Here is a 19,383-nt window from a genome sequence, read left to right as displayed (position 1 = left end):
GTACGCGGCCCCGGCCCCGGCCGGGCCTCGCGTGCGGGAGCGGATACTTAAGTACGACACCGGGGCGGCGCGCGGCCGACTTCGGTCACCGCGCGGCCGACCTCGGCCCGATCCCGTGGCCCCCGGCGCCCTCCTACGGTCGGGACATGACCTCCACTCCCCCGGACACTCCCCCGAAGTCGCCGTTGGCAGCCGTGACGGATCTGCTCTGCTTCGTCCTCGTCGTCGGTGGCGGCAGCGGACTGCTGCACGAATGGCTCGGCTGGACGATCCACATCCTGGGCTTCGTGCGGTTCCTCGCCCCCGACGGCTACGAGATCTACGCGTACGTCGTGATGGTCGTCCTCGGGCTCGTCGTGGGCGCGGCCGGTGACGCGGTCTTCCGGCGCGGGCGAGGCTGAACCACAGCGGCTAGTTCAGCTGGCGCCGCACCAACTCGTGGAGTCTGCCGCCCGGTCGGGCCATCAGCTCGGCCGGGGGGCCCTGTTCGACGACGCGGCCCTCCTCCATGACGAGCACGCGGTCGGCGTCCATGACGGTCGACAGCCGGTGGGCGATCACCAGCCTGCTGGCGTTGAGGCGGCGGGTGCTGTCGATGACGATGCGCTGGGTCTCGTTGTCGAGGGCGCTGGTGGCCTCGTCGAAGAAGAGGACGCGTGGCCGTCGGATGAGGGCCTGGGCGATCATCAGCCGCTGGCGCTGGCCGCCGGAGATGGCGCCGCTGCCGGAGATCATCGTGTGGAGCCCCATGGGCATCTGGCGGATGTCCTCGGCCAGGCCCGCGAGTTCGGCGGCCGCCATGGCCTCCTCGGGGGTGTACGGCTCGGCGCCGCGGATGCAGTCCAGCACGGTGCCGCCCAGCGGCTGCGCGTTCTGGAGCACCACCCCGCACTGACGGCGCACGGCGGCCTGGTCGAGGGCGGCGAGGTCCTGGCCGTCGTAGAGCACACTGCCGGACACCGGCCGCTCGAAGCCGATGAGGAGCCGCAGCAGTGTGGACTTGCCGCAGCCGCTGGGGCCGACGACGGCCACGAACTCGCCAGGGCGGACCTCCAGGGACACGTCGTCGAGGACGAGCGGCCCGTCGGCGCCGTACCGGAAGGTGAGGTTCCTGGCCTGGAGGGCGCCGGAGAGGGGGCCTGGCTGGGCGCTGCCGCCGCGTACCTCGGGCGGCTCGTCCAGGATCGGCTTGACCTCCTCGAACATGGGCAGGACGGCCACCACCGAGACCAGGGAGTTGGTGAGCTGGGTGACGGAGGTCAGCAGCATGGTGACGGAGGTGTTGAACGTCAGGAAGCCGCCCGCCGACATGCTGCCCCGCGCGGGGCCCGCCAGCAGCACGAACACGACGAGGGAGCACAGCGGGAGGTAGACCGCGTCGAGGACCTGGGTGAGGTTCTTGATGCGCCCGGTGCGCTGGTGCAGATCGCGGGAGCGGGCGAAGCCGCGGGCCCAGGCCGCGTAGGCGTAGTTCTCGGCCGCGGCGACCCGCAGCTTGGGCAGTCCGCGCAGGGTCTGGAACGCCTGGTTGTTGAGCTTGTTCTCGGTCTCCACCAGCCGCCGCTGCCAGCGCACCTGCCACAGGCCCATGGCGAAGAAGATGCCGCAGATGACCAGCAGCATCGCCATCACGGTGAGCGCGAGCGGCACGCTGAAGAACAGCAGCAGGGCGAGGTTCATCGCGCCGACGGTCCCCGCCTGGAGCACCACCGGGGCGGTTCCGGACAACACCCGGCGCATGGTGCTGATGCCCATGGCCGCGCTGGCCAGTTCGCCGGTGGAGCGCTCGGCGAAGAACGTGGTGGGCAGCCGCAGCAGCCGGTCCCAGACGGCGGGTTGCAGGGTGCTCTCCAGCCGCCCCTCAAGACGCAGCAGGGTCAGGTTCTGGAGCAGCAGGAACGACGCGGCGACGACGCTGGAGATGATGAGCGCCAGGGCGATCTGGACGATGGGGCCCTTCTCGGCGCGCGGCACGAACCCGCCGAGCACCTGGCCGGTGGCCACCGGTACCAGCGCGCCGAGCGCCACCGTCACCAGCCCGGCGGTGCACAGGTTGCGCAGGTCCGGCACGGAGCCGCGGGCGGTGAAGCGCAGCAGCCGCCACATCGTCATCGGCTTCTCGGGCAGCGGGCGGTAGAACATCACGGCGCGCGGCTCGAACTCGTCGGCGGTGCCACGGCCGATGCGGATCCGCAGGCCCGAGGCCGGGTTGACGGCCTCGTACCGGCCGCGCCGCCACAGCAGCGCCACCGGCGCCCCGGACAGCGCCCGGTAGCCCACCAGGGGCCCGGCGTCCTCGCGCCACCAGGTGCCCTCCAGCCGGACGGCGCGGGTGCGGATGCGGGCGTGGGCGGCGATGCGCTCGACGGGGTCCGTGCGGTCGTCGGCGGCGGGGCCCTTGGGCGGTTCGGCGAGGCTGATCCCGGCGGCGTCCGCCACGGCACGGCAGACCGCGTGCACGGCGTCGTCGGTGGTGTCCTCCGCGGCCCGGGGCGAGCGGCGCGGGCCTCCGATGGACGCGATGAGGGTCTCGTCGGCGCGCGAGCGGACGGCCTCACCCGCCCGGATCCCGGCAGCCGTGCGGTCCGCGTGGGCCCGCTCCATGGTTTCGATCCAGCGGTCCACGGCGGTGCCGAGCCGGTACTGCTGGTTGACCATCCGCTGCCACAGCGCGCCGTCGATCAGCAGATCGCCCGCGGCCTGGGCGCTGTACTCGGCGCCGTAGGCCACACTGCCGGACGGCACCGGGAGCCACAGCAGATCCTCGTCGGCCGCCTCCTCGCCGGGCGGCGCTCCCCCGTCCAGCGGGGCCTGGAACAGCACGCCGAGGCTGCGGCTGATGCCGAGCGCCACGGCGTGTTCCAGCGGGGTCGGCGGCTGCTCTTGGTCGTATTCGTAGGCGGCGCCGTACGCGTCGTACGCTTCGGGCCGGTACAGCTCGCGCAGCGGGATGCGGCGCACCGCGCAGTCCTGCGAGGGCCGCCCCAGCAGGGTGTGGCGCGGGCCCTCGACGGGCCCGGGGAGCGCGGCGCCCGTCTCCAGGCGGCCGAGGAAGTGCCACTGGCCCTCCTCGGCGGCGTCGACCGCGAAGAGGTCCAGGGTTCCCTGGACGACGAGCCAGAGCACCTGCGGCCCCTCCAGCGGGAGGCTGCGCAGCCCGGCGCCGTCGACGGGGGTGCCGAGCGCGCCGAGCGCCCGCACCACCGCGTCTCCGCCGTCGGCGTCCATGGCCGCGGCCGCGGCCGGGTGTACGGACGCCATGTCAGTGCTCCTTCATCAGCTCGGCGTACGGGCCTCCGGCGACCGCGAGGTCCTCGTGCCGTCCGCGTTCCACGACCGTGCCGCGGTCGAGGACGAGGATCTCGTCGCTGTCCCTCACGGTGCTGAGCCGGTGGGCGATCACCACGCACGCGCAGCCGCGGCGGCGCAGGCTGTCCATGACGGTCTGTTCGGTCTGCGCGTCCAGGGCGCTGGTCACTTCGTCGAGGACCAGCACGCTGGGGCGGCGGACCAGGGCGCGGGCGATCTCCAGCCGCTGCCGCTGGCCGCCGGAGAAGTTGCGGCCGTCCTGCTCGACCCGGCAGTGGATGCCGCCGGGGCGGCGGGCGATGACGTCGTCGTAGAGGGCCGCGTCCCGCAGGGCGGCCACGACCGCGTCGTCCGGGATCGACGGGTCCCACAGCGCCACGTTGTCCCGTACGGTCCCCTCGAACAGGAAGACGTCCTGGTCGACGAAGGACACCGAGGCGGCGAGCCGGCCGCGGGGGATGTCCTCAAGACGCTGCCCGTCGATGCGGATGGCCCCCTCCCAGGGGCTGTAGAGGCCGGACACCAGCCGGGACACGGTGGACTTGCCGCTGCCGGAGCCGCCGACCAGCGCCACCTGGCGGCCGGGGCCGACGGTCAGCGAGAAGCCGCGCAGCAGCGGTTCGTCCAGCGGGTTGTAGCCGAAGGTGATGTCCTCCAGCGTCACATGGCCGGTGAGGCGGCGGGCGCCGTCGGCGTCCGGCTGCCCCTCGTCGCGGGTGTGGAAGGTGTCCGCCGGGAAGCGCTCCACGTCCTTGAGCCTGGCCACGTCGGCGGAGAAGTCCTGGATGCGCCCGGCCACGCCGTTCAGCCGGGTGATGGGCGCGGTGAAGCGGGTGACCAGCGCCTGGAAGGCCACCAGCAGCCCGACGGAGAGATGGCCCTCGACGGCCCGCAGCCCGCCGATCCACAGGATGAGCGCGCTGTTGAGGGTGGCGAGGGTGGGCGCCACGACCGCCAGGACGGCGCTCGGTACGCCGAGGCGCTGCTGTTCCTCCAGCGTGATGGCGTGCTGACCGGCCCAGCGGCGGAAGTAGCCGTTTTCGCCGCCGGTGGCCTTCATCGTCTCGATGAGCTGGAGCCCGGTGTACGCGGTGGTGGTCAGCCGGGCGGTGTCGGCGCGCAGCTTCTGGGTCCTGGTGGCGCGCAACCGGATCACGATGCGCATCGCGACCACGTTGAGCAGCGCCAGTCCGACGCCCACGAGGGTGAGCTGGGGGTCGTAGGTCCACAGCAGCAGGGCGTACAGGACCACCACGATCCCGTCGACCGCCGCCGCGGCCAGGTCGCGGGCGAGGGTTTCGGCGACGGTGTCGTTGGAGCGCAGCCGCTGCACCAGGTCTGCGGGGCTGCGCTGGGCGAAGAACGTGACGGGCAGCCGCAGCAGATGGCGCAGGAACCGGGCGCTGCCGAGGGTGGAGGAGATGATGCGTCCGCGCAGCAGGTTCGCCTGCTGGACGCCGGTCAGTACCGCGGTCAGCACCACCGCCACGGCCATGGACGCGAACAGCGGCGGCAGCATCGAGGTCTGGCCGCCGACGATGAAGGTGTCGATGAAGGTGCGGCTGAGCGCGGGCACCGCGGCGCCCACCGCCACCAGCAGCAGGCTGGCCAGCAACGAGGCCAGCAGGGTGCCGCCGGTGCCGCGCAGCCGGGCGGGCAGGGCGTCCAGGACGCCGGGGCGGCGGCCGCCGCGCTCGAAGGAGTCCTCCGGTTCGAAGACCAGGCAGATGCCGGTGAAGCTCGCCCCGAACTCCTCGACGGTGACGAAGCGGCGCCCCTTGTCGGGGTCGTTGATGTGGACGCCGCGCTTGCCGAACCGCCGTCCCATGCCGTCGTAGACGACGTAGTGGTTGAACTCCCAGAACAGGATCGCCGGGGCCTGGACCTCCGCCAGCGCCTCCGGTTCCATCTGCATGCCCTTGGCGCGCAGCCCGTAACTGCGGGCGGCCTTCAGCAGGTTGCTGGCGCGCGACCCGTCGCGGGAGACACCGCAGGCGATGCGCAGCTCCTCCAGCGGCACATGGCGCCCGTAGTGGGCGAGCACCATGGCGAGCGACGCGGCGCCGCACTCCAGCGCCTCCATCTGGAGCACGGTGGGGGTGCGGACGGTGCGCCGCCTCGGCTGCTTCGGGCCGCTCCCGCGGCGCGGGGCGCGCCGCCGTCCGCGGGCCGGTTCGGGGCGGCGGCGTCCGCTGGTCCCGGCGGGTGCGGGGCGGGGCGGTCCGCCGCTGTCGTTCGTCGTGGTCACGGGAGCAGCCAATCGGCGGGGTGACGGTCGGCCAGGTGGATCGTCGCGTCGGCCAGGGTCATGGAGCCGAGGGCGAACGGCGGGCCCTTCGGCGAGGACCAGCGGTAGCCGGAGCGGGTGTCCGACGAGCGGTCGAGGCGTACCGCCACCGCGACCGGCGGGCCCTTCTTCGAGAACTCCTCGCCGAGCTGTTCGCTGCCGAGGAAGGTGCCGATCTGCTGGCGCGACTGGGCGGTCCTGCCGACCGCCCGCACATGGCCGCGCAGCACGCCGTACGTCTCGGAGGGCGCCGACTGCACCCGGAGGTCGACCGCGGCGCCCGCGGGAACCGAAGCCGCCCGGTCCGCCGGGACGTACAGGGTCGCGGTCAGCGGGTCGCGGGCGCGGCGTACGCGCTCCACGGAGGCGACGTTGGCGCCGGTGTCGAGGACGGAGCCGATCGAGGCGGACAGGGTGGTGAGCCTGCCCGCGGCGAGCGCGCGCACGGCCGTGGACCGGCCGCCGGGGGTACGGACCTTCACCAGCGGAGCGCCCGCCCGCACCGTGCTGCCCTCCTGGGCAAGCACGTCGGTGACCTGTCCGCTGACCGGGCTCTGGAGCACATAGCTGCCCTGGCCGTGGGTGAGGATGCCGGAGGCGCCCTGGGTGTCCGCCACGGTGCCGGTCACGGCCCAGACGGCGGCCGCGGCCATCACGACGAGGGTGACCGTCAGCGCGAGCCAGCCCTGGGGGCGGGCGTAGCGGACCGGCAGGTCGATGTCGTCTGCCGACTGGAGCTTGGAAAGGGCCTGCTGGCGGAACTGCACGGGAGTCTTTCCTCAACCGGCCGTGGGCGCGGGGGAACGGGGCGGGGTGTGCGCGGGTCGGGTGCGGCGGGTGCCGGGGACCGCGCATGCCCCGGACCAGCAGGCCCGGGGCATGGGGTGACGCGGTGGTCTCAGAGACCCGCGACCGTGCCGACGATGCCGGAGGTGTTCAGGCCGGTCACGCCGTCGACGGTGCCGGTGACGGTGCCCACGGCGCCGGTGACCGGGCCGGTGACGGGACCGGTGACGGACTGCACGGTGCCCAGGGCGTCGCCCACAGCGCCCAGACCGCCGGCCACGTTGTCCAGCTCAGCGTCGGAGATCTCCTGGGTCGCGACCTTGGGTGCGTTGTTCATTACTGCGTCTCCCTTGGATACGTATCTCTAAACGAGCTTGTAACGACCGGTGGTTGCCACCACACGTGCGGCACCGCCACCGGCCACCGCGGCACGTTCCCGGCCCTGCTGGATGCCGGGTCCCGGAAACGTCTCGGCGCGGAAGGATGTAACCACGGGGACGGGCTGCCTTCGAATCGCCCGGCATCCGGAACTACGCATTCCGCCAACTTTCCGATCACATGGCGTGCACACGAGTCCATTCGACCGACACCCCCTCTGCACATGAACGTCACCACTCGCCCCGCACCGCTCTCCGCCCGCGTACGGAAACCGCGCATTCCCGGCAGCGGTCGCCGCGCGCCGGGCCCGCGCGGTGGTGATGGCGTGCGCTACACGCGACTTCTGTGGAATGGATGTGCCGATCACTTGAAGACCTGCCGACCTCCGGTCGCATGTCACAACCTTCGGACGATCGCCGACACACCACGTGTGGCGGGCCGTTCCGCGGGTACCCGTGGCACACCGGTGTGCCCACCGCCGCTCACGGCACGGGCCCCGGTCGGCTTACGGCGGTCGTCAGTTGGTCCAGGGGCCGTACGAGCAGTTCGGCCCCGCTCTGGACCACCGCCTCCGCGGTGTTGTCGGCCTCCCAGTCGACCAGCGCCTCCTTGGCCCGGTCCCAGCGCGGCCTGCGCCGCTCCCGCACACGGCGCGCGGCCCGCCCGGTGTCCGCCGCCAGCGCGTCGGCGAACCGGGCGGCCCCCGGCACCGGCGGCGCGCCGCGCTCCGGCAGATGGGTTTCCAGCAGCATCGCCGCCCGCCCGAACGCCTCCAGCGCCGCCTGCGCCTCCTCCGCCTGCGCACGGGTCAGCCCCCGGTGGCGCACGGGCTCCCGCTTGGCGCGGTCCAGGGCCTCGTTCCACGCGGCGTGCGCCGCGCGGTCGGCGAGCAGGGCACGCCGTACGTCAGTGGCGGGCAGCCCGCCGGGCTCGGCGTAGCCACGGACCACCGCCGCCGCGTACCGCCCGCTCGCGGCGAGCCAGTCGGCCAGCCGGTCCAGCATCCGCGGCGTCTCCCACGCCGGGTACGCCACGTACGCGAGCATCGCGAGCACCCCGCCCAGCAGGGTGAGCAGGATCCGTTCCGGCACCGTCTGATGCCACCCCGCGCCGCCCATCCCGAGCAGCAGGACGGCGTACGCGGCCGAGGTGCACTGCGAGGCCGCGTATCCGGTGCGCATCAGCAGATACGTCAGGCCGGCCGCGATCACGGCCAGCCCGCCGGAGAGATACGCGCCGGGGTGGGTCAGCTGTACCGCGCCGGTGGCCAGCGCGACGCCCACGAGCGTGCCCGCGAAGCGGGCCACGGCCCGGGAGTAGGTGCGGTGGAAGTCCGGGCGCATCACCATCACTGAGGTGACCGGAACCCAGTAGCCGTGGCCCAGGGGCAGCGCCCGGCCGAGCACATAGCCGAGGCAGGCCACCGCGGCGAGCCGCAGTGCGTGCCGGAAGACGGGCGAGTCGCCGCGCAGCTCACGGCGCATCGCGCGCAGCATGATCGGCACCATCTGGAACACCGTCGGCCGCAGCAGCGGCGGCGGGGGCTCCTCCGCGCCGGAAGCGCCGGATGTGGGCCCGAGGCCCCCGGCGCTGCTGTCGGCGGTCTCCAGCACCTCGGTGAGCAGATGCGACAGCTGGACGGCGGCCTGCCGCGCGGGCCCCTCCAGCGCATCCTGCTCGTCGGTCTCGTCGGTCTCGTCGATGCGCAGGGTCTCCCTGGTCGCGGACGGCACCCGTGCGGGCGCGCCGTGGCGGATCGACCGGGCGGCCGCGTCCAGGACGTCGGCCGCCGCGGCGAGCAGCTCCCGCGCCCGGTCCCGGCCCGGACCCTCGGCGGGGGCGCCGACCCGGGGGTCGGCGAGCGCCGCGAGGGCGGGACGGATGCGTTCGGCCAGGCCGCGCGGGCCGTGCAGGGCGGCGGGGCGGCGGCGCGCCTGCGCGGGCGTGACGGCGGCGGCGCTGCGGGCCGTGATCATCGGCTCGGGCGCGAAGGGCGCCACCGGATCCTCCCGCAGCCGCCTGGCGTGGTCCGCCACCGCGGCCAGGGCGTCGGCCAGCGCGTCCCGGTGTCTCCCCCACCGGCGGATCGGGAACAGCGTGATCAGCACCGCCTGTGCCACCCCGCCGAACGCGATGACCGCCGCGTGCTCCAGCGCCTCCAGCACCCCGGTGGGCAGCGTGATGGTCAGCAGCATGATGGCGACCGTCGTGGTCGCCACGATTCCGGCGGTCGGCCCGGCCGCCCAGGCCATCCCGGCCAGAAACGCCCAGGCGGCGAGCAGCAGCAGGAAGAGCGCCAGATGGGACATCGCGAGGTATCCCACGAAGGTGCTGAGCCCCAGCCCGGCCCCCGCCACCAGCGCGATCACCTTGCGCGGCCGCCAGCTGCGCTGGAACGTCGACGTACCGGCCGAGAAGGCGCCGAAGGCGGCGGACGCGGCGTACGACGGGGAGGCGATCCACAGCGAGAGCCCGATCACGATCGCCACCCCGGCCGCCGCCCGGAGCGCGGCCAGCGGTTCGAGCCGGGCGCGCTCGATCGTCAGCCCGGCACGCACGGTGTCCATCAGCGACCGCGACCAGGTCACACACCGAGGCTAGGCGGGACCGCCTACCGGCCGCACCTGGTGCCCGGAGATCGCCGTCCGCGCCGGTTCGGTGCGTACGACCGCGACGGCGAGCGGCGCCAGCTCGATCGCCCCTTCCGTCTTCGTGCCCGAGACCAGGTCGATGCCGTCCGCGGTGAGGGGGACGCGGACGGTGTCCGTGTCGGAGTGGTTGAGCAGGAAGAGGAATTCCGCGTCCGGGCCGGTCCGCCGGGTGGCCTCCAGATGGGCCGGGGCGTCGGTGACGAGCGGTGAGACGCCCGCGGCCGACACGGCCTTGAGCAGGGTGTCGCGCAGCGCGGTGGGCTCCAGGCGGGTGCCGATGTAGACGACGCGGCCGCGTCCGACCGTGTTCGCCAGGATCGCGGGCCCACCGCGCAGCGGGCCGTCGGCGTAGGTGGCGAGCACACGGGCGCCCTCGGGGTGGATGCTGTCCTGCCACCAGTCGGAGGTGGAGGTGGTCCCGTCGGCGAGGGTCAGGAGATACGTCTCGTCGGGGCGGGCGGGCCAGTACTCGTCGATGTACGCGCCGATGAGCGCGCGGAAGGCGCCGGGGTAGGCGGGCTGCCGGACGTGGTTGTGCGCGTCGACCACGCCGGAGAAGAAGGAGCAGACCACGGTGCCGCCGTTCTCGGTGAAGCGGGTGAGGGCGTCGGTGAACGCGTCGTCCACGAGGTAGGCGTTGGGGATGACGACGACCTTGTAGCGGCTGAGGTCGGAGCCGAACGACACCGTGTCGACGGCGTGATGCGCTTCCAGCAGCGGCCGGTAGTGGTCGGTGGCGATCGCCGGGTAGTCGAAATCGTTGCGCGGCAGGCCGCTGGTTTCGGTCAGCCCCCACCAGGCGTTCCAGTCGAAGAGCACCGCGATGTCGGCGTGCGCGGCGGTGCCGGTGGCCTCGGCGATCTTCGGCAGTTCGGTGCCGAGTGCCTCGATCTCCCGCCAGGTGCGGGAGCCGGTGCCGGAGTGCGGCAGCATCGCGGAGTGGAACCGCTCATGGCCACCGCGGCTCGCGCGCCACTGGAAGTACAGCACGCTGTCGGCGCCGTGCGCGATGGCCTGGTACGACCCCAGCCGCATCCGGCCTGGCCGCTTGACGTTGTTGACCTTCCACTGGGAGACACCGCTGGCGGCCTGCTCCATCAGGATCCAGGGTTCGCCGCGCAGCGAGCGCATCAGGTCGTAGTTGAGGGCGGCGGCCACATGGGCGTCGTCCTGTCCGGGGTCGGGGTAGATGTCGAGGGCCACGGCGTCCTGTTCGGCCGCCCACTTCCAGTAGTCGGCGTGCTTGTAGAAGCGCATGTAGTTGGTGAGGACGGGGATGTCGTCGCGGTAGGAGCGGACGATGTCGCGCTCCATCACGTAGCAGGCGAGGTTGGCGTCCGAGACGAACCGTTTGAAGTCCAGCCGCCGGGTGGGGTTGGACCAGGTCCGCGGCACCTCGGGCGGGTTGATCTGGTCCCAGGATGTGTAGCGCTGGGACCAGAAACGGGTGTACCAGGCGTCGTTCAGCGCCTCCAGGCTGCCGTAGGTCCGCTTCAGCCACTCGCGGAAGGCGACCGCGCTGTGGCCGCCGTACGAGGTGGGTCCGTACTCGTTGCTGATGTGCCACATCGCGAGGGCGGGGTGGTGGGAGTAGCGCTCGGCGAGGGCGGTGGTGATGCGGGCGGCGTGGTCGCGGTAGCGCGGCGAGGCGGGGTCGAAGTGGAGGCGGTTGCCGAAGCCGAACCGCTGGCCGTCCTCCCTGACCGGATGCACATCCGGGTGGCCGTGGGTGAGCCACACCGGTGGCGCCATGGTCGGGGTGGCGAGGTCGACGCTGATGCCGCCTGCGTGGAGGAGGTCCATCACCTCGTCCATCCAGCCGAAGGTGAAGCGGCCCGGCTCGGGCTCCAGCGACGCCCAGGCGAACACGCCGAGGGTGACGAGGTTGACCCCGGCGCGCCGCATCAGCGCCATGTCCTCGTCCCACACCGGCCGGTCCCACTGCTCGGGGTTGTAGTCCCCGCCGAAGGCGAAGCCGCCGATGCGCGCGCGGAAGGTGTCCATCCGGCTGTTCTCCGTGCGACTGTTCTCCGTGCGATGGTTCATGGCTATTTGATCGCTCCCGTCGTGATGCCGCTGCGCCAGTACTTCTGGAGCGCGAGGAAGAGGATGACCAGGGGGATGGTGCCGACCATGGAGCCCGTGACGACGATCCGGACGAGGTCGGGTTCGCTCATCGCGTTGAGCTGCCAGGAGTAGAGCCCGAGGGTGACCGGCCACAGCGACTGGTCGTTGAGGACGATCAGCGGCAGCAGGAAGTTGTTCCAGATGGAGATGAACGAGAAGAGGTACACCGTCACGAGGCTCGGCAGCAGGATGCGCAGTACGACGGTGAAGAAGACGCGCAGGTCGTGGGCGCCGTCGAGGCGTCCGGCCTCCAGCAGTTCGTCGGGGACGGCGGCTGCCGTGTAGACGCGGACGAGGAACACGCCGAACGCACTGGACAGGCTCGGCAGGATCACCGCCCAGTAGGTGTTGATCAGGCCGAGGGAGTTGAGGAGCAGGTAGGTCGGCAGGGCGAGGACCGTGCCGGGGATGAGTACCCCGCCGAAGATGAGGCCCATCAGCGCGTTCCGGCCGCGGAAGCGGTACTTGGCGAGGGCGAATCCGCACAGGGCGGCCAGGAACGTCGAGCCGAGGGCGCCGCCGCCCGAGTAGAGCAGGGAGTTCAGCACCCAGCGCCGGAAGACCCCGTCACGGTAGGCGAACAGATCCTCCAGGTTGGTGACGAGGTCGAAGCGGGCGAACCAGAGGCCGGAGGTGGTGTTGAGGTCGGCGGTCGACTTGGTCGAGGCGATCAGCATCCATACGACAGGGATGAGGAAGTAGGCAGTCAGGGCGACGATCGTGGCGGTGAGGATGAACCAGGTCGACCGGGGCGCTTGCCGGGTGTCACGCATCGGGGCTCCTTCGCTGGAGCAGCCGCAGGAAGCCGAAGGACAGCAGGAACGAGCCGATGGCGATGACGACCGCGACGGCGGCCGAGTAGTACGGCTGGTCCGATCCGAACGCGAGGTTGTAGACGATCATGTTCGGTGTGTAGTCGTAGGACACATTGCTGGTGATGGCGCGCAGCACGGTCGGCTCGGAGAACAGCTGGAGCGTGCCGACCACCGAGAAGAGCCCGGTGATGAGGATCGCCGGGGTCACCAGCGGCACTTTGATCAGCCAGGCGACGTGCCAGTTGCTCGCCCCGTCGATGCGCGCGGCCTCGAACAGGTCGCGGTCGATCGCCTGGAGCGCCGCATAGATAATGATCATGTTGTAGCCGGTCCACTGCCACGTCGACACGTTCGCGATGGACCACAGCACGGTGCCCCTGGAGAGGAAGTCGACATGGGCGCCGAGCCCGTCGAGGAGGTCCACGACCGGGCTCACCCCGGGCAGATAGAGGAAGGCCCACAGGATGGACGCGATGACGCCAGGGACCGCGTACGGCAGGAACGCGGCCAGCTGGAACAGGCTGCGCAGCCGCACGATCGCGGTGTCGAAGACGAGGGCCATCACGAGGGCGAGCCCCAGCATCACGGGCACCTGGACGACGCCGTAGAGCAGGACGCGCCCGACGGAGGCCAGGAACTCCCGGTTGGTGAAGGTGTCCGCGTAGTTGTCGAGCCCGACGAAGACCACGCGGGGCTTGCCGAATCCCAGGCCCGACTTCCGCGCGCCATGGAAGCTGCGCCACAGCGCGTAGACCACCGGCAGCAAGGTGAAGATGAGGAACACCGCGAGGAAGGGGGCGGTGAAACCCCACGCCGTCTTCCAGTCGGCGCCGAGGAGCAGTCGGCGGCGGCGCGCCCGCGACGGCGGCGCGGCCCCGTCCGGCGCGCTCATCGGACGGACAGGCCCTTGCGCTTCAGCTGCGCGACGGTCTGGCGGTCGACCTTCCGCATGGCCTCCGGCAGGGTCGTCGACTTGTTGAGGGCGGACTGCATCGCGTCGTTGAGGTAGTTGGTGGTGTCCGTCATCGTCGGCCCCCAGGTCCACGGGGTCGAAGCGGTGCCGCGTACGGTGAACACCTCGCCGGGCACCTGGCCGCCGAAGTAGGGGTCGGGCCGGGAGAGCGCGGGGATGCGCCCTCCGCGTTCGGAGGCGGGCAGGACGTCGGCGGCCAGCAGTTTCGCGCTGGCCGCGCTGGTGTTCAGCCACTTCACGAACGTCAGCGCCGCGTCGGTCTTCTTGGTGGCGCTGGTCAGCGCCGTCAGGGAGCCGCCCCAGTACACCGGGGCGCTGTCCCCGCGCGACCACTGCGGCAGCGGGGCGACGGCCCACTTGCCGGAGAGGCCGGGGGCGTTCTTCTTCAGGGCCGAACTCCCCCACGCCGGTCCGATCCACGTCAGATACGTGCCGCGGGCCAGCCCCTTGAACCAGGTCGGCTGCCAGTGCTGGTCCCCCTTGACGTACCCCTTGTCCAGCATGGTCTGCCAGTACGCGGCGACCTTCTCGGTGGGCCGGTCGTCCAGGCCGACGTTCCACGCGTCGTCGTCCGTGGTGAACCACTTGGCCTTGGCGTTCCTCGCCAGGGACGCCAGCCAGATGCCGCCGTTGGCGGGGAGCGCGGTGGTGTACGCCTTCGGGTACTTCATCTTGAGGACGGCGGCCGCCTTCAGGTACGCGTCCCAGGTGGCGGGGGCGGTCAGACCGGCCTTCCGGAACAGGTCGGACCGGTAGTAGAGCACCTGGGTGCCGATGTCCTGCGGGATCCCGTAGACCTTTCCGTCCACCACGACCTGGTCCCATACGGCGGGCTTGAACTGCCCTTTCAGTTCGGGGGTTTCGGCCGTGACGTCCTTGAGGTTTCCGGCGATGATCGTCGAGGTGAGATTGGGGTAGTCCACCTGGGTCAGGTCAGGGGCGCCGGACTTCCCGGTGAGGGCGGCCTGGAGCTTCGGATAGAAATTCGAGGTGATCGCCTGGAACTTCACCTGGATATCGGGATGGGTCTTGTTCCACAGGGCGACCGGTTTCGACATGTCCGACCACCCCCAGAAGGTGAGGGTCTGCTTGCCGGACCCTTTGGTGTCCGAGGACCCATCGGCGCACCCGGCCAGGAGCAGCGCCGCCGCGGCGGCCGCCGCGGCAAGCCGCCGGGGTCTGGATTCCTTATGCATACGGTCTCCTCGCAATGAGACGCAAAACATTGCGGAACTTCAGCGACGGTGACGCTAAAGGCGGGTAAAAACCACTGTCAAGACAGCGGACCGAACACCTGACGCACCGGCGCTTTGCATGCGGTACTGGCGGAATATTCGCCCAAGTTTTGCGGGAATTTGCGACTGAGCGGAGGGAAATCAGCATGTCAACGCGTGCGACGATGGCGGCCGTTGCCAAGGCGGCGGGCGTCTCCATCTCCACGGTGTCCCGGGTACTCGCCGACAAGCCGGATATCTCGGAGGAGACCCGAGACCGCGTCACCCGGGCGGCGCGGGCGACCGGATATGTGCTCCGCACGGAACGCCGACGACAACTCGGCGGCATTCTCGACCTGCTGATCGAAGAGGCCGCCACGCCCTGGGCGGCGGAACTCGTCGACGGGGCGCAGCGCGCGGCGTTCGGGCTCGGATACACCCTGGCGCTCACCCCGGTGGACCATCCTCGCTTCCGGATCGGCGACTGGGCCGACACCCGCCGCGCGCGGCCCTCGGACGGCATCCTGCTGGCCCTGACCCGGCCCTGTCACGACGAGACGGCCGCGCTGGCGGAGCTGCCGGTGCCGCTCGTCCTTCTCGACCCGGCCGGTGTGCAGGGGCCCGATATGCCGACGGTGGGAGCGACGAACTGGTCGGGCGGTGCCGCGGCCACCCGCCATCTCCTCGAACTGGGGCACCGCCGGGTGGGGTTCCTGGGCGGGCCCTCCGCGGCCCCGAGCACCAGGGAGCGGTACGAGGGCTATCTGGCGGCACACCGCGAGTTCTCCCTCTCCCCCGACCCCGCCCTGGCCCGGTACGGCGACGTCCGCGTCACCGCCGGGACGGAGGGCGCCGCGGCCCTGCTGGCCCTGTCCGCCCCGCCGACCGCGGTCTTCGCCGGTTCCGACGTGCTGGCGGCCGGGGTGTACCAGGCGGCACGGGCGCGCGGGCTGCGGGTGCCGGAGGAGTTGTCCGTGGTGGGGTTCGACGACACGGCGGTCTGCACGTTGCTGACGCCGCCCCTCACCACGGTCCGTCAGCCGCTCGCGGAGATGGCCGCCGAGGCGGTGCGGCTCATCGATCAGGAGCACGCACGACGCGGTTCCTCGGCCGGGCGCGGTGTCGAGTTGGCGACGTCCCTCGTGGTGCGGGAGAGCACCGCGCCCCACCCGGCTCATCAGGACTGGAGGAAGCAACGATGACGGTACGACCCGCAGTACGCCCCACCGTGCGCATGAAGACGGTGGCTCAGGCCGCGAACGTCTCGCAGAGCGTGGTGTCCAAGGTCCTCAACGAACGGCCCGGAGTGTCGGCCGAGGTCCGCCGCCGCGTCCTCGACGCGGTGCGGAGCACCGGCTACCAGTGGCGCCCGCGCGGCCCGCGCCACGGCTCGGTCGCGGTGGTGTTCGGCTGCGCGGGCAGCGCCGTCAACGCGCCCCTCATCCGCGGCCTCTCCACGGTGCTGCGCCCCCTGGGGTACGCACTCACCGTGAGCCACGCCGAAGGCGACACCCGCTGGCTGGACACCCTGCTCGCGCACCGCCCCAGCGGTGCGGTGCTCGTCCTCTCGCCCGTTCCGCCGGTCGTCACGGAACGGCTGGCGCGGGCCCGCATACCGGTGGTCGTGCTCGACACGATCGGCGACGCGCCCACCGGGATGAACGCCATCGGCGCCACCCAGTGGCGGGGCGGGTCGATGGCCGCCCGTCATCTCACCGGACTCGGCCACGAGCGGATCGCCCTGGTGTCCGGGCCGATGGAACTGACCTGCTGCCGGGCGCGGTTCGGTGGCTATCTGGCCGCGCTCCGGGACGCCGGGATCCGCCCGGACCGCGAGCTGATCCGGGCGGTGCCGTTCCAGACCGAGCCCGCCCGGCGCGCCGCCCACGCCCTGCTCGGCCTGTGGCATCCCCCGACCGCGTTCGTCACCGGCAACGACCTCCAGGGGCTGGGCGTGATCGAGGCGTGTGCCGAACGCGGGCTGCGCGTCCCCGGGGACGTCTCGGTCGTCGGGTTCGACGACATCGACGCCGCCGGGTCCGCCGCGCCCGCGCTGACCACTGTGCGTCAGCCCTTCGAGGACATGGCGGCCGAGACCATACGGGTGCTCGGCGCCGTCACCGGTGAGCCGGACCGGGCCCCGATCCGGCTCGACATGTCGGTCGACCTCGTCGTCCGGAAGTCCACGGGCCCGGCCCGCCAGGGCTGAGCCCCCGCTACTTCGCCGGGGTGCCGCCGGGCCCGGAGCCGGACTTCACGACCGACGGCACCTTGGCGGCGGGGTCGAGGGTGTAGGAGTAGTACGCCTTGGGGTCGAATGCCGTGCCACCGCTCTCGTTGCGTCCGCTGGTGTTCACGAAGGTGTTGCCCCGCTGGACGATCGAGGCGGTGGGGTCCTTGATGACGGGGTTCTTCATCCCCTCGAAGTAGCTGTTCTCCAGCACCATCTTGGTGTTGCCGCGGGAGTAGTTGCCGTAGGAGGAGGAGATGTCCGTCCCCGGGAGGTCCTGGAGGTAGTTGTTGTACAGGTGCGCGTGCGCGATGTTGTCGGCGGACGGGTTGCGCTGCTCCGTCTCCCGGAACCAGTTGTGGTGGATGGTGATGTCGGCCGTGGTGTTCTCCGTCCAGCCGATGCCGAACGTCTTGTTGTGGTTCTCCAGCCGGTTCCAGGAGACCGTGAGATACGTGGTGTCCTTGCGGCTGTCGATCAGGCCGTCGGCCATGTGCTTCAGGTCGTTGTGATCGATCCACACATGGTGGGCGCCGTCCATCTGGATGGCGTCGAAGTCGTGCTCCTTGTCGTTCCACGTGCCCATGTACGAGTCGCGGATCGTGAGGTTGCGGATGATGACGTTGTGCACGCCCTGGCCGAGGAAGAAGCCGCCGCCGACGATCTCACCCGCCGTCCCCTGGCCGACGATCGTCTTGTCCGAGGCGACCTTGATCTCCTTGCCCTTGGGGTCCATGGTGATCGCCCCGGCCACCACGATGACGCACGGCTCGGCGGCCGTCGCGTACTTCTCCAGGTCGGCGAGGGTCCGCACCGTCACCGTCTTGCCGTCCCGGCCTCCGTACGTACCGTTCTGGCCGAGCGCGTTGACCGACGCGAAGCCGTCGGCGACGCCGTCGGCCCAGGCCGCGGCCACCGGGCTGGTATCCGCCGGGGAGCCGGTTCCCTGAGGGGCGAGGCCGACCGTCAGGGCCACGGCCAGCGGCACCCCCCAGACCGCCACGCCCGGTAAGCCCGGCTTACGTTCACCGTTTCCTCGTATGCGCCGCCACTGGGCCGCCATGACCACACCACTCCTCAGCTCGGGGGAACCGTCCATGCGACAGTCGCCGCCGAGCCGCCATTGGTTGCCGGGTTCACCCCCGGGCGCGGCGGGGGACGCCCATCGCGGGCAGCGGTGCCGGGTGCAGCGGCATCGTGCGCCAGCGCGCGGTGAACGTCCGGTCGGCCGTCGAACAGGTCACGTCGAGGTGGTGCGGGGTCTCCAGGAACGCGATGTCGGCCACGAAGGTGTCCGGGGCGGTCCAGCCGCCGTTCGCCGCCGTCGGGACCCGTTGGTCCGTGCCCTCCTCCACCGTCCATCCCATGGCGCCGAGCCGCACATCGAGCCGTGCCGCGCCCTCCGCCAGGGAGAGGGTCCAGGCGCCGTCGCCGCCGGGGGCGACCGTCACCTCCGCCAGCCGGGGCTGGTCCGCGCAACTGCCGCCCGCCGGGGTGAAGGTCGTGGCCGCCGTCCCGGCGTCCGCCGGCGCGGTGAACTTCTCGTACGTCGGCGGCAGTTGAAGCCCGTCGAGCCGCGCCCGCAACGCCGCGTCCTCGTCCCGGCGGTGGTCCAGGGGCGCGGGGCCGAGCGCCGGGAGGAGATGCTGCCAGGCCAGGTTCAGCACCGTCTGCATCTCCACGGTGTCGCCGGTCATGGCGATCACCGCGTCGTGGTCGGGCAGCACGAGGCAGAACTGCCCGTACGCCCCGTCGCCCCGGTAGCCGTGCCGGGACCGCCAGAACTGGAACCCGTAGCCCTGCTGCCAGTCGGAGGCCGCACCCTCCGCGGTGCCGTCCGCGTTGCTGATCCGCGCCCGGGTCGCCTCGGCCACCCATGCGGCGGGCAGCAGTTGACGGCCCTCCCACATCCCGTTGCCCAGGTACAGCAGGCCCAGCCGGGCGAGGGCGTCCGTGGTGGCGTACATCCCGCTGAAGCCGAGGTCGCGGCCGGGCGGACGCTGCAACCAGGCCGTCTCGCCGATCCCCAGCGGGTCGAACAGCCGTGGCCGCAGATAGTCGATGAGCGACTGCCCGGTCACGCGCTGGACGATCGCGGCGAGGCTGTACGTGGCGGGCTGGTTGTAGGCGAAGACGGTGCCGGGGTCGCGGTCGGGCGGGGTCAGCAGGAAGCCGCGCACGGGCTCGTCCCGGTCGCGGGTGAACGCCTGCTCCCGGGCGTCGGTCAGATGCCCGCTGGCCATGGCCGCCACGTGCCGGACGAGCATGGCCCGGCTGCGCGGGTCGGTGATGTCGCCGTCGAACTCGGGGAAGTACGAGAGCACCGGGTCGTCGAGGCTCATCAGCCCCTCGGCCACCGCGAATCCGGCCGCCGTCGAGGTGAAGCTCTTGCTGATGGAGTAGAGCAGATGCGGCCGGTCCGGGGTGTACGGCGCCCACCAGCCGGAGGCGACCAGCTGGCCGTGGCGCACGATCATCAGGCTGTGCGGCTCGATTCCGGGCGCCGCCTCCAGCGCGTCGAGGAACGCGCCGACGCCTCGGGCGTCCACACCCTGCGCGGCGGGTGTGCTCTCGGGCAGGGGTCGGGCACTGCCAGCACTCATCGCGGCTCAT

General features: G+C 71.8%; 13 protein-coding genes and 1 pseudogene. 3 read left to right on the top strand and 11 right to left on the bottom strand.

The window, feature by feature from the left end:
* Window positions 1–146: 146 nt before the first annotated feature.
* Window positions 147–401 (top strand): hypothetical protein, encoded by a 255-nt coding sequence (locus ACH4TL_RS12415; protein ID WP_398318188.1) that lies wholly within the window; start codon window positions 147–149, stop codon window positions 399–401.
* A 10-nt stretch (window positions 402–411) separates the two neighbouring features.
* Here ACH4TL_RS12415 and ACH4TL_RS12410 read toward each other — a convergent pair whose 3' ends face one another.
* From ACH4TL_RS12410 to ACH4TL_RS12370, 9 genes are all read right to left on the bottom strand, one after another.
* Window positions 412–3,261 (bottom strand): NHLP bacteriocin export ABC transporter permease/ATPase subunit, encoded by a 2,850-nt coding sequence (locus tag ACH4TL_RS12410; protein ID WP_398318191.1) that lies wholly within the window; start codon window positions 3,259–3,261, stop codon window positions 412–414.
* A gap of 1 nt (window position 3,262) precedes the next feature.
* Entirely contained in the window at window positions 3,263–5,557 is a 2,295-nt protein-coding gene (locus ACH4TL_RS12405; RefSeq protein WP_398318194.1) for an NHLP family bacteriocin export ABC transporter peptidase/permease/ATPase subunit, read from the bottom strand.
* Window positions 5,554–6,363: an HlyD family efflux transporter periplasmic adaptor subunit gene (locus ACH4TL_RS12400; protein WP_398318197.1), complete on the bottom strand. Its 810-nt coding sequence runs from the start codon at window positions 6,361–6,363 to the stop codon at window positions 5,554–5,556. Before ACH4TL_RS12400 ends, ACH4TL_RS12405 begins: the two co-directional genes overlap by 4 nt.
* A 131-nt stretch (window positions 6,364–6,494) precedes the next feature.
* Complete coding sequence (locus ACH4TL_RS12395; RefSeq protein ID WP_391177788.1) at window positions 6,495–6,719, bottom strand: type A2 lantipeptide; 225 nt, start codon at window positions 6,717–6,719, stop codon at window positions 6,495–6,497.
* Window positions 6,720–7,242: 523 nt separating this feature from the next.
* On the bottom strand, window positions 7,243–9,348 hold the full coding sequence (locus ACH4TL_RS12390) for an FUSC family protein (protein ID WP_398318202.1): 2,106 nt from the start codon (window positions 9,346–9,348) through the stop codon (window positions 7,243–7,245).
* A 9-nt stretch (window positions 9,349–9,357) separates the two neighbouring features.
* Window positions 9,358–11,457 carry a beta-galactosidase gene (locus ACH4TL_RS12385; RefSeq protein WP_398318205.1) on the bottom strand — a complete coding sequence of 700 codons (2,100 nt, stop codon included), beginning with the start codon at window positions 11,455–11,457 and terminating at the stop codon, window positions 9,358–9,360.
* A 2-nt stretch (window positions 11,458–11,459) separates the two neighbouring features.
* Window positions 11,460–12,311: a carbohydrate ABC transporter permease gene (locus ACH4TL_RS12380; RefSeq protein ID WP_398318208.1), complete on the bottom strand. Its 852-nt coding sequence runs from the start codon at window positions 12,309–12,311 to the stop codon at window positions 11,460–11,462.
* Window positions 12,304–13,245, bottom strand: a complete 942-nt coding sequence (locus ACH4TL_RS12375; RefSeq protein ID WP_398318211.1) for a carbohydrate ABC transporter permease — start codon at window positions 13,243–13,245, stop codon at window positions 12,304–12,306. Before ACH4TL_RS12375 ends, ACH4TL_RS12380 begins: the two co-directional genes overlap by 8 nt.
* Window positions 13,242–14,522 (bottom strand): ABC transporter substrate-binding protein, encoded by a 1,281-nt coding sequence (locus ACH4TL_RS12370; protein ID WP_398318214.1) that lies wholly within the window; start codon window positions 14,520–14,522, stop codon window positions 13,242–13,244. The genes ACH4TL_RS12375 and ACH4TL_RS12370 overlap by 4 nt, the downstream gene beginning before the upstream one ends.
* 185 nt (window positions 14,523–14,707) lie before the next feature.
* Here ACH4TL_RS12370 and ACH4TL_RS12365 point away from each other — a divergent pair, with 185 nt between their 5' ends.
* Together ACH4TL_RS12365 and ACH4TL_RS12360 are read left to right on the top strand one after the other, a co-directional pair.
* Window positions 14,708–15,742 carry a LacI family DNA-binding transcriptional regulator gene (locus ACH4TL_RS12365; protein WP_398318217.1) on the top strand — a complete coding sequence of 345 codons (1,035 nt, stop codon included), beginning with the start codon at window positions 14,708–14,710 and terminating at the stop codon, window positions 15,740–15,742.
* Window positions 15,739–16,749 (top strand): LacI family DNA-binding transcriptional regulator, encoded by a 1,011-nt coding sequence (locus ACH4TL_RS12360; protein ID WP_398318220.1) that lies wholly within the window; start codon window positions 15,739–15,741, stop codon window positions 16,747–16,749. Before ACH4TL_RS12365 ends, ACH4TL_RS12360 begins: the two co-directional genes overlap by 4 nt.
* Window positions 16,750–16,777: 28 nt before the next feature.
* On the opposite strand, the pseudogene ACH4TL_RS12355 reads toward ACH4TL_RS12360, so the two are convergent.
* Both ACH4TL_RS12355 and ACH4TL_RS12350 read right to left on the bottom strand, forming a co-directional pair.
* A pseudogene (locus tag ACH4TL_RS12355) lies at window positions 16,778–17,833 on the bottom strand (polysaccharide lyase family 1 protein); the annotation flags it as partial.
* Window positions 17,834–17,906: 73 nt separating this feature from the next.
* A complete protein-coding gene (locus tag ACH4TL_RS12350) occupies window positions 17,907–19,373 on the bottom strand; it encodes a serine hydrolase domain-containing protein (protein ID WP_398318223.1) in 1,467 nt (488 codons plus the stop codon).
* Between the last annotated feature and the right edge of the window lie 10 nt (window positions 19,374–19,383).

It is taken from the genome of Streptomyces sp. NPDC021115 (assembly GCF_044333065.1).
Taxonomy (GTDB): domain Bacteria; phylum Actinomycetota; class Actinomycetes; order Streptomycetales; family Streptomycetaceae; genus Streptomyces.
The sequence above is the reverse complement of the archived record's forward strand: the minus strand, read 5'-3'. Positions and strand labels throughout refer to the sequence as shown.

Coding starts and splice junctions, on each gene's coding strand:
- ACH4TL_RS12360 (WP_398318220.1), top strand. CDS start 15,739: ATGACGGTACGACCCGCAGTACGCCCCACCGTGCGCATGAAGACGGTG.
- ACH4TL_RS12370 (WP_398318214.1), bottom strand. CDS start 14,522: ATGCATAAGGAATCCAGACCCCGGCGGCTTGCCGCGGCGGCCGCCGCG.
- ACH4TL_RS12365 (WP_398318217.1), top strand. CDS start 14,708: ATGTCAACGCGTGCGACGATGGCGGCCGTTGCCAAGGCGGCGGGCGTC.
- ACH4TL_RS12350 (WP_398318223.1), bottom strand. CDS start 19,373: ATGAGTGCTGGCAGTGCCCGACCCCTGCCCGAGAGCACACCCGCCGCG.
- ACH4TL_RS12415 (WP_398318188.1), top strand. CDS start 147: ATGACCTCCACTCCCCCGGACACTCCCCCGAAGTCGCCGTTGGCAGCC.
- ACH4TL_RS12410 (WP_398318191.1), bottom strand. CDS start 3,261: ATGGCGTCCGTACACCCGGCCGCGGCCGCGGCCATGGACGCCGACGGC.
- ACH4TL_RS12380 (WP_398318208.1), bottom strand. CDS start 12,311: ATGCGTGACACCCGGCAAGCGCCCCGGTCGACCTGGTTCATCCTCACC.
- ACH4TL_RS12395 (WP_391177788.1), bottom strand. CDS start 6,719: ATGAACAACGCACCCAAGGTCGCGACCCAGGAGATCTCCGACGCTGAG.
- ACH4TL_RS12375 (WP_398318211.1), bottom strand. CDS start 13,245: ATGAGCGCGCCGGACGGGGCCGCGCCGCCGTCGCGGGCGCGCCGCCGC.
- ACH4TL_RS12385 (WP_398318205.1), bottom strand. CDS start 11,457: ATGAACCATCGCACGGAGAACAGTCGCACGGAGAACAGCCGGATGGAC.